General features: G+C 70.2%; 13 protein-coding genes. 8 read left to right on the forward strand and 5 right to left on the reverse strand.

The window, feature by feature from the left end; genetic code table 11:
• Nucleotides 1–106 precede the first annotated feature (106 nt).
• Nucleotides 107–871, reverse strand: a complete 765-nt coding sequence (locus HC028_RS17330) for a hypothetical protein (protein WP_168078389.1) — start codon at nt 869–871, stop codon at nt 107–109.
• On the opposite strand from HC028_RS17330, the gene HC028_RS17335 reads away from it, so the two are divergent.
• The 3 genes from HC028_RS17335 to HC028_RS17345 all read left to right on the forward strand — a co-directional run bounded on the left by HC028_RS17335 (nt 870) and on the right by HC028_RS17345 (nt 3,808).
• Nucleotides 870–1,589, forward strand: a complete 720-nt coding sequence (locus tag HC028_RS17335) for a hypothetical protein (RefSeq protein WP_168078390.1) — start codon at nt 870–872, stop codon at nt 1,587–1,589. The two genes, HC028_RS17330 and HC028_RS17335, sit on opposite strands and share 2 nt — an antisense overlap.
• Before the next feature lie 144 nt (nt 1,590–1,733).
• Nucleotides 1,734–2,393 carry a response regulator transcription factor gene (locus tag HC028_RS17340; RefSeq protein WP_168078391.1) on the forward strand — a complete coding sequence of 220 codons (660 nt, stop codon included), beginning with the start codon at nt 1,734–1,736 and terminating at the stop codon, nt 2,391–2,393.
• A 53-nt stretch (nt 2,394–2,446) separates the two neighbouring features.
• Nucleotides 2,447–3,808, forward strand: coding sequence for a sensor histidine kinase (locus HC028_RS17345; RefSeq protein ID WP_203981395.1), 1,362 nt, complete (start codon nt 2,447–2,449; stop codon nt 3,806–3,808).
• Here HC028_RS17345 and HC028_RS17350 read toward each other — a convergent pair.
• Both HC028_RS17350 and HC028_RS17355 read right to left on the reverse strand, forming a co-directional pair.
• Nucleotides 3,765–4,022, reverse strand: coding sequence for a GntR family transcriptional regulator (locus tag HC028_RS17350; protein WP_203981390.1), 258 nt, complete (start codon nt 4,020–4,022; stop codon nt 3,765–3,767). The two genes, HC028_RS17345 and HC028_RS17350, sit on opposite strands and share 44 nt — an antisense overlap.
• A gap of 555 nt (nt 4,023–4,577) precedes the next feature.
• Complete coding sequence (locus HC028_RS17355) at nt 4,578–4,988, reverse strand: hypothetical protein (RefSeq protein ID WP_168078393.1); 411 nt, start codon at nt 4,986–4,988, stop codon at nt 4,578–4,580.
• Nucleotides 4,989–5,169: 181 nt separating this feature from the next.
• On the opposite strand from HC028_RS17355, the gene HC028_RS17360 reads away from it, so the two are divergent.
• Together HC028_RS17360 and HC028_RS17365 are read left to right on the forward strand one after the other, a co-directional pair.
• A complete protein-coding gene (locus HC028_RS17360) occupies nt 5,170–5,724 on the forward strand; it encodes a MerR family transcriptional regulator (protein WP_168078394.1) in 555 nt (184 codons plus the stop codon).
• Between the two features lie 26 nt (nt 5,725–5,750).
• A complete protein-coding gene (locus HC028_RS17365; RefSeq protein ID WP_168078395.1) occupies nt 5,751–8,129 on the forward strand; it encodes a VIT domain-containing protein in 2,379 nt (792 codons plus the stop codon).
• On the opposite strand, the gene HC028_RS17370 is transcribed toward HC028_RS17365, so the two are convergent.
• Complete coding sequence (locus HC028_RS17370; protein WP_168078396.1) at nt 8,126–9,271, reverse strand: class I SAM-dependent methyltransferase; 1,146 nt, start codon at nt 9,269–9,271, stop codon at nt 8,126–8,128. The two genes, HC028_RS17365 and HC028_RS17370, sit on opposite strands and share 4 nt — an antisense overlap.
• Nucleotides 9,272–9,313: 42 nt before the next feature.
• Nucleotides 9,314–11,353, reverse strand: a complete 2,040-nt coding sequence (locus tag HC028_RS27110; protein ID WP_239075548.1) for a GGDEF domain-containing protein — start codon at nt 11,351–11,353, stop codon at nt 9,314–9,316.
• Nucleotides 11,354–11,474: 121 nt separating this feature from the next.
• Here HC028_RS27110 and thrS point away from each other — a divergent pair, with 121 nt between their 5' ends.
• The 3 genes from thrS to HC028_RS17390 all read left to right on the forward strand — a co-directional run bounded on the left by thrS (nt 11,475) and on the right by HC028_RS17390 (nt 15,224).
• A complete protein-coding gene (gene thrS, locus HC028_RS17380; RefSeq protein ID WP_168078397.1) occupies nt 11,475–13,472 on the forward strand; it encodes a threonine--tRNA ligase in 1,998 nt (665 codons plus the stop codon).
• 73 nt (nt 13,473–13,545) lie between these two features.
• Nucleotides 13,546–14,106 carry an HIT family protein gene (locus HC028_RS17385; RefSeq protein WP_168078398.1) on the forward strand — a complete coding sequence of 187 codons (561 nt, stop codon included), beginning with the start codon at nt 13,546–13,548 and terminating at the stop codon, nt 14,104–14,106.
• Nucleotides 14,107–14,414: 308 nt separating this feature from the next.
• Nucleotides 14,415–15,224, forward strand: a complete 810-nt coding sequence (locus HC028_RS17390; RefSeq protein ID WP_168078399.1) for a polysaccharide deacetylase family protein — start codon at nt 14,415–14,417, stop codon at nt 15,222–15,224.
• Nucleotides 15,225–15,240: the final 16 nt, after the last annotated feature.

Below are 15,240 nucleotides of genomic sequence, written 5' to 3' on the forward strand. Positions count from 1 at the left end.
GGCACCGAGGTGCCGGGTTGGTCTGCCACCCTTCTGGAGACGGGTCTGGGCCGCGGGCTTTGCGGCCCAGACCCGTCGCAACGGTCAAGCGGTCAACCCATCACGGTCACCGCTGTGCGGCCGCCGCGTACAGCAGCGGTGGCGGCACCGCGCCGGCCAGCACCCGGCCGTCGTCGGTGAACAGGATGGTGATCAGCCGGCTGGTGAGCAGGTGACCGGAGCCCCACGGGCCGCTGACCCGTGGCAGGTTTTCAATCTGCAGACCCCCGCCCGGGCTCGCCGGCGCTGTGCCGGGTTGCGTGGTACCGGCCGGCGGGCTTGTGGCCGGCGGGCTTGTGGCCGGCGGGCCGCTCGGTGACGGGCTCGCGGTCCGCGGACTTGGAGTGGCTCGTGGTGGCATCTTCGCGATGATCACGCTCGTCCAGCCCTTGCCGACGACGACCGGCGGCTGCGCGCCCGGCGGCGGGCGATGGGGCTGGGCTTCCTTCACCGTGGCGCCGGGCGGTGGGGTGAAGTTGAACTGGGCCGGATTCGGCGGCGAGAAGTTGATCTGGGTGAACGCCGTCTCGAACGCCGGGTTGGCGTAGTTGCGCGCGAAGATCCGCGCTCGCAGTGGCACGTGCCGCTGGGCGTCGACCGCCAGTGTCACCCGTGCGACCAGGGACCTGGTGTCACGCGGGACGAGGACCAGTTCGTTCGCGGTGCGGTTGGCGACCATGGTCGGTCCGGTCGTTGTGATGTTGGTGTACGGCTGGAGCTTGTTGATTATCCAGTTCGAGGTCTCCTGTGGCGTCATCGTCGTGGCGCTCGCGGAAGGCGTCTCGGTCGGGCTCTGACCCGGCATCCCGAGCGGCATTTCGCTCGGGCTCATGCTGCCGCTCGGGCTCATGCTTCCGCTCGGGCTCATGCTTCCGCTCGGGCTTGGCGTCGCGAACGGTACGACCGCGCCCATGGTGGCGGTCGCGGTCGGCGCGGAGGTTTCGGTCGGGCTCGGCGTGGACGTTTCGGTTGCGGATGGCGTGGACGTCGCGCTTGGCGTGGACGTCGCGCTTGGCGTGGACGTCGCGCTTGGCGTGGACGTCGCGCTCGGCGGCGACGTCGGGCTCGGCGTCTGGCTGGTGCCGGGAGACTGCCCCGCACCGCCGTACCGCAAGGTCTTATGGGTCGCGGTGTTCTTCTGGCTGTCCCACACCCACAGGTCCCGGCCGTTGCGGATGACGTCGGTCTCTCCCAGCGTGCCGATCAGTGCTATTCGCGACTGGGTGGGGCCCGCGTACCAGACGCGTAGCGTGTGTGAGCCGCTCAGTAGTGAACGTAGGTTCGAACTGCCGCCGTTCGAGGCGAGCTGCGCGGGTAGGCCGAGATCGGCTCGTTCGACGACCGTGCCGGAGACGGGTTGGTTGCGGGCGTTTTGTATGTCGGTCAGCAACTGGGCCGGCGACGGCCTGGACGGGCTGGGAGTCTGGGCTGAAGCGGTGAGGGGACGGGCGGTCGCACCGCCACCGAGCATCGCCACGAAAACAGCGGCCGGTACCACCCAGCGCAGGGCCGGCCGAGTCGTGAAGATCGACATCGGGTACACCTCCTAGCCCCATGCTGCTGCCGGCCCGCTGAGAGACGGCTGAGAGCATCTCCGTCCGCTGAGAACCCGCTGAGAACACCGCTCCGAGTTGGCTGAGAGTTGGCTGAGAGCCGTTCCGTATTCGGAACAGCCGACGTGACACGCTGAGACGATGCGGTTGCTCGTCGTGGAAGACGAGGCGCGCCTCGCCCGGGCACTGCAGCGTGGCCTGGCAGTCGAGGGCTTCGCGGTCGACATCGCGTACGACGGCCCACAGGGCCTCGAACTCGCCCGCCACGGCCAGTACGACGCGATGATCCTGGATGTGATGCTGCCGGGCCTGTCGGGCTACCAGCTGATCCGGGTCCTGCGCGCCGAGCGCAACTGGCTGCCGGTGCTGATGCTGTCGGCCAAGGACGGCGAGTACGACCAGGCCGACGGGCTGGACTGCGGCGCCGACGACTACCTGACCAAGCCGTTCTCGTACGTCGTCCTGCTCGCCCGGCTGCGCGCGCTGCTGCGCCGGGGCGCTCCGGAACGCCCGACCGTGCTCAGCGTCGGTGATCTCGTGCTCGACCCGGCCACCCGCCAGGTCCAGCGGGGCGACGCTGAGATCATCCTGACGACCCGGGAGTACGCGCTGCTGGAGTACCTGATGCGCCGCGCGGGCCGGGTCGTGTCAAAGGTCGAACTGCTCGACCATGTCTGGGACGCCGGCGCCGACAGCGCGCCCAACGTCGTCGAGGTGTACATCGGGTACCTGCGCCGCAAGGTCGGCCGCGAGGTGGTCGAGACGGTCCGGGGCGCCGGGTACCGGGTGGCCGAAGCTTGAACTCCCCGGTACGGCTGCGTCTCTGGCGCCGGCTCAGCCTGCGGTCCCGGCTCCTGCTCATCGGCGCCGGTGGGCTCGCCATCGGGTTCGCGCTCGGCGGGCTCGTGCTGATGGCCGCGCTCGGGCATGCCCTCCAGCGCGGGGTGGACACCGACGCGGTCGGCACCGCCCGCGGGGTGGCGGAACTGGTCAACGTCCGGGCGCTGCCGCAGCCCGTACCGGTCTCCGGCGGTCAGATTGTGCAGGTCGTCGACGCGCAGCACCGGGTCCGTTCGGCGTCTATCGGCGCCGACCGCCTCGTCCCGCTGCTCCGCCCCGACGAGCTCGCTGAGGCCAGGGCAGGCAAGAGCCGGTACGTGGACGGCTCCCGCGCTGGCGTTTCCGGCCCACTGCGGGTCGTGGCGGTGAAGGCGGGCCCGCCGGACGATCCGCAGACGGTGATCGTGGCCCGGCCCGTGTCGAGCCTGCGCGCGAGCGTGAACGTCGTACGCACCGCGCTGCTCACCACGTACCCCCTGCTCATCGCCGTCCTGGCGCTGTTCGCGTGGCGGGTGGTCGGCGCGGCGCTACGGCCCGTGGAGGAGCTACGCGCCGGGGCCGAGACGATCACGGGAGGTGGGAGCAGCGACAGGTTGCCGGTATCCGGCTCGCAGGATGAGATCCAGCGGCTCGCGGTGACCCTCAACGACATGCTCGACCGGCTCGCGTACGCGCGGGCCCGCCAGCGAGCGTTCGTCGCCGACGCCGCGCACGAGCTGCGCAGTCCGCTGGCCAACATGCGTACCGAGCTGGAAGTGGCCAAGCGCATCGGAGATCCGGCAGAAGTCGATGACCTGCTCGTCGACGTCGAGCGGCTCAGCCGGCTCGTCGACGACCTGCTGCTGCTGGCCCGCGCCGACGACGCACCGGGGCTGGCCCGTACCGAGCCCATCGAGCTGGGCGCGCTGCTGCGGGAGACGGCCGAGCGCTACAGCGCCGCGCGGGTACCGGTGACCATCGCCGTCGGCGCGGCGCAGTGGACGTCCGGCGACCCGCAGGCGCTGCGGCACGTACTGAGCAACCTGGTCGACAACGCCGTCCGCCACGCCACGTCGCGGGTGACGCTCGCCGTCGTCCCGGGCGGCTTCACCGTCATCGACGACGGCCCCGGCATCCCGGCCGCCGACCGGGAGCGGGTCTTCGAGCGCTTCACCCGCCTCGACGACGCACGAGCCCGCGACGCCGGGGGAGCGGGGCTGGGGCTCGCGATCGTCCAGGAGCTGGTGCACCGGCACGGCGGCACGGTCACCCTCACCGACGCAAAACCGGGGGTACGGGCACGGGTACGGCTACCGATGCTGCCGTTACTGAGGAGGGGCGGTTCACCGTTTCTTAGCGCTCGGCTACGAATGATCCGCGTGCCTGGATCGTCGTGATCAGTCCGCGCTCGCGGAGTACCCGCATCGCCATCCGCACTGTGCCGCGCGATACGTCATACGTCTGCTGAAGGTGAAGCTCAGACGGCAGCAGTTGTCCCGGCCGGAGCTCTCCACGCTCGATCTGCCCTGCCAGCAGGTCGGCTAGCTGCTGGTAGAGCGGTACCGCAGAGAGCGGATTGGTCATGGGCCGCAGGTTAGAGCGCACGTACATGTCCTGTACGTGCGCCCTTATACAGCGACTATACGTTCAGGCTCTATACGTCCTGAACATGTACAGGTACGGTTGCAAGGGTGGCGGTCGACGGGCTGCGATCCTCGGCCGTCGACCGCCACCGAGGGCGAGTGTTCAGGATGAGAACCCGTTTTTCCTAGGGAGGCGACCCGATGCCGAGCATGAAGGCGTGTCACTTCGCGCCGGTGGCGCCGCTGCACGTCCAACCTGTCGGCCCGTACGCCACGCCAGGCGACTGCGCCGATGTCCTGGCAGACGCGCTCAGAGGAGTTGCGCTCGGCGGCTATGACGAACTGATCTGCGTATGGCTGGTGCAGCGCCTCGACCTGTCGACGCTTCGCGTGCTCGTGAGCCTGTTGGAGCGCGTACGCCAAGCGGGTAACCGTGAAGCCGCCGCGACCGTACTTCCCGATCGTCATCCACAGCCGCCGAATCGTCATGCTGACGGGGGTGCCGCCCCACTTCCCCGGCGGAATGATCGCCACGGTCGGTACGACGGGCCCGGTTTCACCGCTGGCAACTCGGGTCCAGGCTTCAGTTGACCGACGGTACGGCCAAGGCATGCTGGATGGCCGCCGCCGCAGTCTCGTGCGCTCGAGCCTCCGCCTCCACCGCATCGGGTCGGACCAGGCCCGGGCCGCCGACCAGTGCGTCTCCCGGTCGGTGGGGCGCGAGGTTGAAGTGCAGGTGTGGGACCCGATCGCCGAACACGTACACGTAGATCTTGTCCGCAGCAGTCGCCCTTCGCATGGCGGCGGTGACTCGTGGCAGGACCGTCCCCAACGTCGCAGCCTCCGGCCCGTCGAGATCGGTGATGAATGGTATGTGCCGGTGGGGTTCGAGGTGGGCGAGCCCGACCACGGCACCGTGAAGCACGACCGAGAGGCGCCAGTACTCGTTCTGCCAAACCCGGCGGCGATTGAAGAACGCGTCCGCATCGCTCACGCGGCACAGTAGGCATTCATCGTTGACCATCTGTTGAGTATTCCTTGCGCGTCGGTCTGCGCTGAGACCCTCTTGGTCAGGAAGGTGCCCCGCTCGCTGCGTAGACGCGTACAGGGGCACCTTCCTGGCGCAGGCCCAAGACACGTTGACACTGTCACGCTGACAGTGACACGGTGAAGAGGTGTGGACCCTCGACGAGTTGCTGGACCGGGTCCGCGTCGCGCTCGCGGTGGCGGAGTACCCCGGCGCGCCCAACGGACGGGTACGCGACGTGCCCGACCGCCGCGCCGTCCGGTGGTACGCGACGACCGGCCTGGTCGACCGGCCCGTCGCCATGCGGGGGCGGAACGCGCTGTACGGGCCGCGGCACCTGCTTCAACTCGTCGCCGTGAAGCGCAGGCAGGCCGAGGGTCGATCGCTGGCTCAGATCCAGGCGGAGCTGGCCGGGGCAACCGACGCCGCCCTCGCCGATATCGCTCGTGTACCCGATGAACTGCTCGATGGCGGTGACAACGGTGCGGAGCTCGCGCCGCCACGTGACCGCTTTTGGGCAGCCGCACCAACGACACTCGCACCGACCACGCTCGCCGGGGTGCCGTTGGCCGGCGGTGCGGTTCTCCTCCTGCCGGCCCACCCTGGACCCGACGACGTCGTCGCGATCCACGCCGCCGCACAGCCGCTGCTCGACCTGCTCGCTGCCCGAGGCCTACTGACGAAACCGCCCGAGGCCTACTGACGAACCCCTGACGAACGGAGCGCGACATGACCCTCTCCGTGACCACCATGACCCCTGACGAAGCGGCGCGGGTCGCTGCCCCGGTCGACGAGGCCGGCGTCGGCGCCCTGCGGACCGAGCGTGGCAACCTTCCGCTCGACCGCCTCGACGTGCGGGCGCAGATCACCGGCCTCGTCAGTCGCGTCCAGCTGACGCAGGAGTTCGTCAACGTCCACGACACCGCCCTCGAGGCGACGTACGTGTTCCCGCTGCCGGACCGGGCCGCCGTCACCGGCATGACGATGACCGCCGACGGCAGGGTCGTCGAGGCCGAACTGCGTGAGCGCGGGGCGGCGCGGGAGGAGTACGACCGGGCGATCGCCGCCGGCCGGCGCGCGTCGATCGCGGAGGAGGAGCGGCCCGACGTGTTCACCATGCGAGTCGGCAACATTCTGCCGGGAGAGCGGGTCGCCGTCGCGCTCCGCCTGGTCGGACCGCTGTCCTATGAGGACGGCACGGCCACCTTCCGGTTCCCGCTGCTCGTGGCGCCCCGATACATTCCCGGTACGCCGATGCCGGGCCCGAGCGTCGGCGAGGGGTACGCCCTCGACACCGACGCGGTGCCCGACGCCTCCCGGATCACGCCGCCGGTGCTGCTGCCGGGCTTCCCCAACCCGCTGCGATTGTCGCTCGACGTCGACGTCGACCCCGCCGGCCTACCGCTGGGCGAGGCGCGCTCCAGTCTGCACGCCGTGGTGACCGAGGGGAACCGGCTCAGCATCAAGCCCGGGGAGCGGGCCGACCGCGACTTCGTGCTGCGGCTGGCGTACGGGGCGCCGGTCGAGACGTCGACGGCCGTCTGCGTCGCCGATGACGAGGGCGATGAGGGGACGTACCAACTGACCGTCCTGCCGCCCGCCGACTCCCGCCCGACCCGGGGCCGGGACGTCGTCCTCCTGCTGGACCGCTCCGGCAGCATGGGCGGCTGGAAGATGGTCGCCGCGCGGCGGGCCGCGGCGCGCATCGTCGACACGCTCACCGCCGACGACCGGTTCGCCGTCTTCACCTTCGACCATGAAGTCCAGCCCGTTGAAGGCCTCCCGGCCGGCCTCGTTGAGGCGAGCGACCGGCATCGCTTCCGCGCGGTCGAGCACCTGGCCCGCGCGGACGCGCGCGGCGGCACCGAACTGCTGGCGCCCCTGCGGGAAGGGTTGGCGCTGCTCTCCGGTGACTCGCCGCGAGAGCCGGTGCTCGTACTCGTGACCGACGGGCAGGTGGGCAACGAGGACCAGATCCTCCACGAGATCCCGCCAGGCCGGGTACGCATCCACACCGTCGGCATCGACCGCGCCGTGAACGCCGGGTTCCTCGGCCGGCTGGCAGCCGTCGGCGGCGGGCGGTGCGAACTGGTCGAGAGCGAGGGCCGGCTCGACGAGGCGATGGAGCACATCCAGCGCCGGGTCGGTACGCCGCTCGTCACCGACCTGGCGATCACCGCCGACGGGCTCACCCCGGTCGACGGGTCCCGCACCCCGCAACGGCTGCCGGCGCTGTACCCGGGGGTGCCGCTGGTCGTCTCCGGGCGGTACCGGGGGCCGGCGGTCGGGTCGCTCACCGTCAGCGGACGTACCCGCGACGGGAAGGCGTGGCAGACCACCGTGACGGCCCGCGAGAAGGAAGCCGAGGCGGTCACCGCGCTGTGGGCCCGCGCGCGGCTGCGGGACCTGGAGGACCGGTACGCGGCCGGCTCCGGCGGCGCCGACGTGGAGCGCGAGGCGGTCGACACCTCGCTGCGCTTCGGCGTGCTGTGCCGGTTCACCGCGTACGTGGCCGTCGACAGCCGGGTGGTGACCGAGGGCGGGCAGCCGCACCGGGTGGTACAGCCCGTGGAGCCGGCGTCCGGCTGGGACATGCTCACCGCACCCGGCGCCGGACCCGGCGCCGCGCCCGCCCCGCCGCCGGCCGGTGGGATGCGCCTGATGGCGATGGGCCTGCCCGGCCCGGCCCGAGGGGCGCGGATGGCGGCCGGCGCGCCGTCGTTCGGTCCGGCGGTCGCCAGCGCGGCGGGCGGCGTGCTGGGCGCCATCCAGGGGGCGGTCGGCATGGTGACCGGAGCGCCCAGGCAGTCGCAGTTGCGCGACGTCCGGGAGGTCACCGCCGTCGAGGCGCGGCGCCTGCGGGAGGCGGCCGGCCTGCCGGAGTACGAGCGGCGCGAACTGCTCGCCGACCTGGTCAGCCGGCTCCAGGCGCTCCTCGGCGGGAGCTGCGAGGGCGAGGACGCGTACGCATCGCTGCGGCGACTCCTCGCTCAGCTTTCGGCCGGCGGGGAGCTGGAGCCGTTGTGGGCCGAGGCGGTACGGGTACTGGAGGAGTTCGCAGCCGACAGACCGTCCGACCGCCGCCGTGACTTCTGGAAAAAGAGCTAGGCCGGTAGGCGCAGGACCCAGCGGTACGCCTGGACCAGCCCGCTGTCGAACCCGGCCGCCGAGCCCCACAGGAAGAGCCGGAACCGCCGGTACATCGACTCGCCCCAGCGGCGGACGACCTCCTCGCGGGCGTCGTCCAGCCGCTGGGCCCAGGCTTTGCAGGTCAGGTGGTAGTTGTGGCGGTCGTCGTCGACGCCGACGAGTTCGAACGGCGACCGGGCCACGTGCCGCAGGTACTCGTGCAGCAGCAGCGGCGACTGCCGGCCGGGGTAGATGTACCGGCTCATGAACGTGGACACGCTGTGCTTGGTGCGCATCGCGAGCGCGTCGAGGTAGATCGACCCGCCCGGTTTCAGCAGTTCCCGGTACTTGCACAGCGTCGACTTGTAGTCGGGCAGGTGCTCGGTGACCCCCATGTTGACGATCGCGTCGTAGCGGCGGTCGCTGGCGTACCGGAGGAAATGCTGCCGTACGACGGTGGCCGGCAGGTCTTCGCGTCCGATGAGATCGCGCAGGTACCGCTCGGATTCACCCGAGAGCGTCAGCGTGGTGACCTCCACTCCGCGCGCGCCGGCGTACTCGACGAAGGCGCCCCAGCCGCCGCCGACCTCGAGCACCCGGTCACCCGGCCCGACCCCGATGGCCTTCAGCGCGATGTCCATCTTGCGGGTCATGGCGTCTTCGAGCGGCTCGTCGTCGGTGGCGAACACACCCTGGGTGTAGCAGCGGTGCCGGCGGTCGAGGAAGGTCAGGAAGAACTCGGAGTCCTCGTCGTAGTGCGCCGAGATCGCGCGGCGGTCGTGCTCGTGGTGGCCGCGCAGCAGCACCGGGGCGAACCGGCCGAGCCAGGCGACCGGGTGGAAGTCGGGGAAGAACTTGCGCATCTTCAGCGCCGCCATCACGTCGCCGTCGATGTCGAGCCAGCCCTTCAGGTACGCGACCGCGATCTGGAACTGGTCGAGCGAGGCGAGCGCCTTGGCGCCGAGGCGGTCGGCGACGGTGATGACGAACTCGGGCTCGGCCGGGCCGAAGGTGTGCTCCGGCGCGCCGAGCGGCTTGACGGCGAAGGACACCGGCGAGCGGGATTCGAAGTACGTCCGGTAGCGCCGGTCCAACGCCCGGACGACGTCCGTGGCGGCCACCGAATCAATCTAACGCGATGAGTGGCCCGGCGCACCACCCGGTCAACCCGCTTTCGGGTACACCTCGGCCGTCAGGAGTTGCCGGCTCCGCTTCACCCGGTACATCGCGCTGTCCGCCCGGTTCAGGACGTCCTCGCTGCGCTCACCGGCGGTGTACAGGGTGCCGTCCACGCTGAGCCGCACCTGCAGGCTGGTGCCGGCGATGGTGACTGGCTCGTCGAACGCCTCGCGGATCCGCTCGGCGAGCTTGTGCAGCTGAACCTGGTCTTCCATCCCGCGGGCCAGGACGACGAACTCGTCGCCGCCCAGCCGGGCGACCAGGTCGCCGGGGCGGTTACGGCCCCGCAGTCTGGCCGCGACCACGGCGAGCAGTTCGTCACCGGCGCTGTGGCCCAGGCTGTCGTTGATGCCCTTGAACCCGTCGAGGTCGATGAAGAGCAGCGCACCGGGGCGTTTGAGCACCGCCTCGCTGAGCTGGGCCATGAACGCCCGACGGTTGGGTAAGCAGGTGAGCGGATCGACGTGGGCGAGCTGCCAGGTCTCGTCGAGCAGCTCACACGTACGCAGGACGTTGGCGGCCTGGTCGGCGATACCGGGCATGCGGTCGACGAACTGCCGGGCGCGAGCGGCGCCCTGCTCGCCGGTGAAACCGGCGACGAGCACGCCGTACAGCCGGTCGGGCAGGGCGATGCCGACGGCGGCCATCACGTCCATCCCGGCCTGCCGCATCACCTGCTGGATCATGGGATCGTCGCTGGTGCTGTCGTAGACCCGGGTGGTGTCGGGGTTGGCCCGGCGGGCCTCGAAGATCAGCGGGCTCTGCTCGGCCTCCAGGACGAGCTTGTCCAGCCTTTGGTGGACCTCCGCCGGCCAGCCCACGTGGGCAACCATGTGTAGCCCACCGGCCTCGTCGAGCAGCAGCATCGCCGCCTTGTCGGCGTGCAGGACGGAGTGCGCCGCCTCCGCGGTCACCCTGGCCACGTCGGCCGGGGTCCTGGCGTGGGTGAGCGAACGCGCCAGCCCGAGCAGGTTCTCGGCGGTGCGTTGCCGCTCCTCGGCGGCCTCGAAGGCAGTCAGCGCGTCGAGGGTGACCGCGGTGAGGTTCGCGTACGCGTCCAGCAGTGGCTGCTCGGTCTCGAGGAACGTGTCCTCGAACGTGAACGCGACGAGGTAGCCGTAGCGCCGAGTCGGGGAGACGATCTCGGCGATGAGCCGGTCCGGGCCGGGCTGGACCTCTCTGCCGTCGCCGGTGAGCTGGTCGAACTCGGCCGGGGTGAGGCCGAAGCCGTACACCTGGGGCGGCTGGTCCGGTGATGGCTGGGCAACGAGCAGGAACGAGTGGGCGCTGACGGCGAACCCGGCCCGCTCGGCGACCAGGGCGAGCACCCGGTCGGTGGACCGGGACGAGACCAGTTCGGCCACCGTGTGCTGCAACTGGGTGAACTGGTCGGCCATCGCGCCCTGGAAGGTGCTGGCCGCGTCGTCACCGCCCCGGCGCTTCAACCAGAACCGGCGCGGTTGGTGCCAGCGCACCTCGTACACGCAGGCCGGCGCGCCGTCGACCTGGCACTCGGTATGGGTGATGGTGGCCAGCGGGAGTCCGAACCCGCAGGGGACCTGCATCAGCAGACCCAGGGTGTACTCGCAGTCGTGCCGGTTCGGCGTGTACTGCGGGAACACCTGGTAGGTGATCGTCGCCGCGCCGCGGCGGACCCGCACGGCGGTCATCGCGGCGCAGGAGGAGAACCTGGTGCAGACCTTTGGAGCGACCCGGTAGAACGGGACGGGGCCGCCGATCAGGGACATCGCGAGGATCATCGCGGTGTTGACGCTGTTCTGGAGGAACGTGATGCCGATCTTGCGGGCGATGCCGGGGTCGTCGACCGCGATGGACGCGGCCTCGAAGAGCCGGAGCTTGAAATCCCACGTGTACCAGCGGCGCGTGTCCTCGTACGCCTCAGGACTCTCGGTCGCGCCGGCCAGCGCCAAGGTACGACTCACCGCCTCGGGACCGCCCGCCGTGCGGACGTACCCGAGGATGGCGCCTACCGTGATGCCCGACGTTTCCCGTACCGAGTCCATCGCCGTCCTCCAGCTGCCCACATCGGCATGCCCGCGGCGGTCCTGAGGAAGACCGCGCAGCCTACTGTGCCGTTGCGGATAGCATTCGTCGAGTAGCCGCATGACCTTCAGGGAGTAAACAGTGTCCGTGCCCCGTACCGCAGCCCTGTCCGAGCCCGTCCTGGTGCCGGCTGGAACGACCGCCGCCGACGCGGTAGCTGCGGCTGGGCTGCCCGGCGCCGGTCCCAACGCGATCGTGGTCGTCCGCGAGGCGGACGGGCGGCTGCGTGACCTCGACTGGGCGCCCGAGGTGGACACCACCGTCGAGGCGGTGGCACTGTCGGAGCCCGACGGGCTCAACGTGCTGCGCCACTCCACCGCCCACGTGCTCGCGCAGGCCGTCCAGGACGTGTTCCCGGAGGCCAAGCTCGGTATCGGGCCGCCCATCGAGAACGGCTTCTACTACGACTTCGACGTGGCCCGGCCGTTCAATCCCGAAGATCTCGACAAGCTCGAGAAGCGCATGCAGGAGATCGTCAAGTCCGGCCAGGTGTTCCGCCGGCGGCGCTTCGACTCCCTGGAGCAGGCCAAGGCCGAGCTGGCGGGCGAGCCGTACAAGCTGGAACTGGTCGACATCAAGGGCGACGTGGACGCCTCCGAGGTGATGGAGGTCGGCGGCGGCGAGCTGACGATCTACGACAACATCGACCCCAAGACCGGCGAGCGCTGCTGGGGTGACCTCTGCCGGGGCCCGCACCTGCCGTCGACCCGGTTGATCACCGCGTTCAAGCTGATGCGCAGCGCCGCGGCGTACTGGCGCGGTTCGGAGAAGAACCCGCAGCTGCAGCGGGTCTACGGCACCGCGTGGCCGACCCGCGACGCGCTCAAGGACTACCAGCGGATGCTGGAGGAGGCCGCCCGCCGCGACCACCGCAAGCTGGGCGTGGACCTCGACCTGTTCAGCTTCCCCGACGAGCTGGGCTCGGGGCTGCCGGTGTTCCACCCGAAGGGCGGCATCATCCGGCGGGAGATGGAGAACTACTCCCGGCAGCGGCACGAGGAGGCCGGGTACTCGTTCGTCAACACCCCGCACATCACCAAGGGCCACCTGTACGAGGTCTCCGGCCACCTCGACTGGTACGCCGACGGCATGTTCCCGCCCATGGAGGTCGAGGGCGCGAACTACTACCTCAAGCCGATGAACTGCCCGATGCACGACCTGATCTTCCGGTCGCGCGGGCGGTCGTACCGCGAGCTGCCGCTGCGCATGTTCGAGTTCGGCACCGTGTACCGGTACGAGAAGTCCGGCGTGATCCATGGTCTGACCCGCGTGCGGGGCATGACCCAGGACGACGCGCACATCTTCTGCACCCCGGAGCAGATCGAGGGCGAGCTCACCTCGCTGCTCCAGTTCGTGCTCGACCTGCTGAAGGACTACGGGCTGACCGACTTCTACCTGGAGCTGTCGACCAAGAACCCGGACAAGTACGTCGGTTCCGACGAGGTGTGGGAGGTCGCGACCGAGACCCTGCGCCGGGTCGCCACCCAGTCCGGACTCGAGCTGGTGCCCGACCCGGGCGGTGCGGCCTTCTACGGCCCGAAGATCTCGGTGCAGGCGCGGGACGCCATCGGCCGTACCTGGCAGATGTCGACGATCCAGCTCGACTTCAACCTGCCCGAGCGGTTCGAGCTCGAGTACCAGGCGGCCGACGGCACCCGGCAGCGGCCGGTCATGATCCACCGCGCGCTGTTCGGGTCGATCGAGCGGTTCTTCGGCGTGCTGACCGAGCACTACGCGGGCGCGTTCCCGGCGTGGCTGTCGCCGGTGCAGGTGATCGGCATTCCGATCCGGACCGACCACGTCGAGTACCTGCGGGCGTTCGCCGAGCGGCTGCGGGCCGAGGGGATCCGGGTCGAGGTCGACGACTCCGACGAGCGGATGCAGAAGAAGATCCGCAACGCCCAGCAGCAGAAGATCCCGTTCATGGCCATCGCCGGTGACGACGACGTGGCGGGCGGGACGGTGTCCTTCCGCTATCGTGACGGATCGCAGCGCAACGGCGTACCGCTGGACGAGGCGGTCGCGCACGTGGTGGACGTGGTGCGCTCGCGGACGAACGTGGGCCCGTCGGCGGCCTGATTTCTTCGCGATCTTGGACACCCGGACCGCCTATGGCCGGTCCGGGTGTCCAAGATCTACGAAAAGGAGAGCGATGGAACCGGACGGCGTAGGGGTGCCCGACGAGCTGGACCGGCTGTGGACGCCGCACCGGATGGCCTACATCAAGGACGGCGACCGGCAAGGCGAGAACTACGACCAGCCGGCCGGGTGCCCGTTCTGCCGCGCTCCGGGGCGCACCGACGAAGAAGGGCTGGTCATCGCCCGGGGCAAGACCGTGTTCGCGGTGCTCAACCTGTACCCGTACAACCCCGGCCACCTGATGGTCTGCCCGTACCGGCATGTCGCCGACTACACCGACCTCGACGAGGCCGAGACGGTCGAACTGGCCCGCTTCACGCAGACGGCGATGCGGGTGATCCGCCGGGTGAGCGGCGCGCACGGGTTCAACCTCGGGATGAACCAGGGCGCGGTGGCCGGCGCCGGCATCGCCGCGCACCTGCATCAGCACGTCGTGCCCCGGTGGGGCGGCGACACCAACTTCATGCCGGTGGTGGGGCGTACCAAGGTGCTGCCGCAACTGCTCGGCGACACCCGGCGACTGCTCGCCGAGTCCTGGCCGAGCGCGGAGGCCGAGACCGCGTCGTCGGGCTGAACCCGCCGACGTCCGTGCCGGGCGATTCCGCGAAAGGGATAGCCCAACAAAGGTCAAGTCCGAACCGGACCTGCCGAATGGCAGGTTGCCGGTTGAGCAGGCTGCCCGATCGAGCGGGATGGCCGGTTGAGCAGGCTGCCCGATCGAGCGGGGTGGCCGGCTGAACAGGCTGCCCGACCAGTCGGTCTGCTCAAAGCGGCATGTCGAGTGGATGACCTTTTTATGACTACATAGCGGATTCAATCCGCTGGCCTTCGACCTCGTGATCTTCAATGATGATGCGACGGGGAAGGCAGGGAGAACTTTCGATGAAATTGACCAGGCGGGCGTTCGTACGGGGAGCCCTGCTGGTCGGCGGGGGCGCTGTCGCGGGCGTCGCCGCCACAAAGGCGCCGCGGTGGCTCGGCCCCGACCGGCAGCCGCTGGGCGGCGGGTACGCGGCAGCCGCCGACCAACTGTCCGTGGTTCGGCACCCGAGCACCTCCGTCACCTACTACGTGCAGACCAACGAACCCGTCATCGCGTTCACGTTCGACGACGGGCCCGCTCCGCTGTGGACCAAGATGGTGCTCGACACGCTGGACGAGTACCGGGTGTCGGCGACGTTCTTCATGGTCGGTGAGCGACTCGCCGCCCACGGCGACGTGGTGCGCGGCCGGCTGGACCGCCACGAGGTCGGCAACCACTCGTGGTCGCACCCCGACCTCGCCGAACTCGACTTCAACGCGGTGCGCCACCAGCTCGTGCGTACCCACGACACGATCCACAAGGTGACCGGGCGGGAAGCCACGCTGATGCGCCCGCCGTACGGTCACCTCGGCGGCTCGACGCTGCTCGCCGCGGACTCCCTCGGCTACGACGTGGTGCTCTGGTCGCAGGCCATGCACGAGGCGACATACCAGTCGAACCCGGCCGCACAGGTGGCCGACATCGTCGACCACGCCACGCCCGGCTCGATCGTGCTCGCGCACGATGTCGGCAACAACACCCGCCTCGTCGCGCTCCGCCGACTGGGCGAGATGATCACCGGCTTACGGGCCCGTGGATTCCGGTTCGTGACCGTGAGCGAGCTGAGGTCGCTGGGGGAGCCGGTCGTCACTTCGCGTACGCGCACCTGAGGCCCACGGCGCCGGT

Source organism: Planosporangium flavigriseum, assembly GCF_011947225.1.
Taxonomy (GTDB): domain Bacteria; phylum Actinomycetota; class Actinomycetes; order Mycobacteriales; family Micromonosporaceae; genus Planosporangium; species Planosporangium flavigriseum.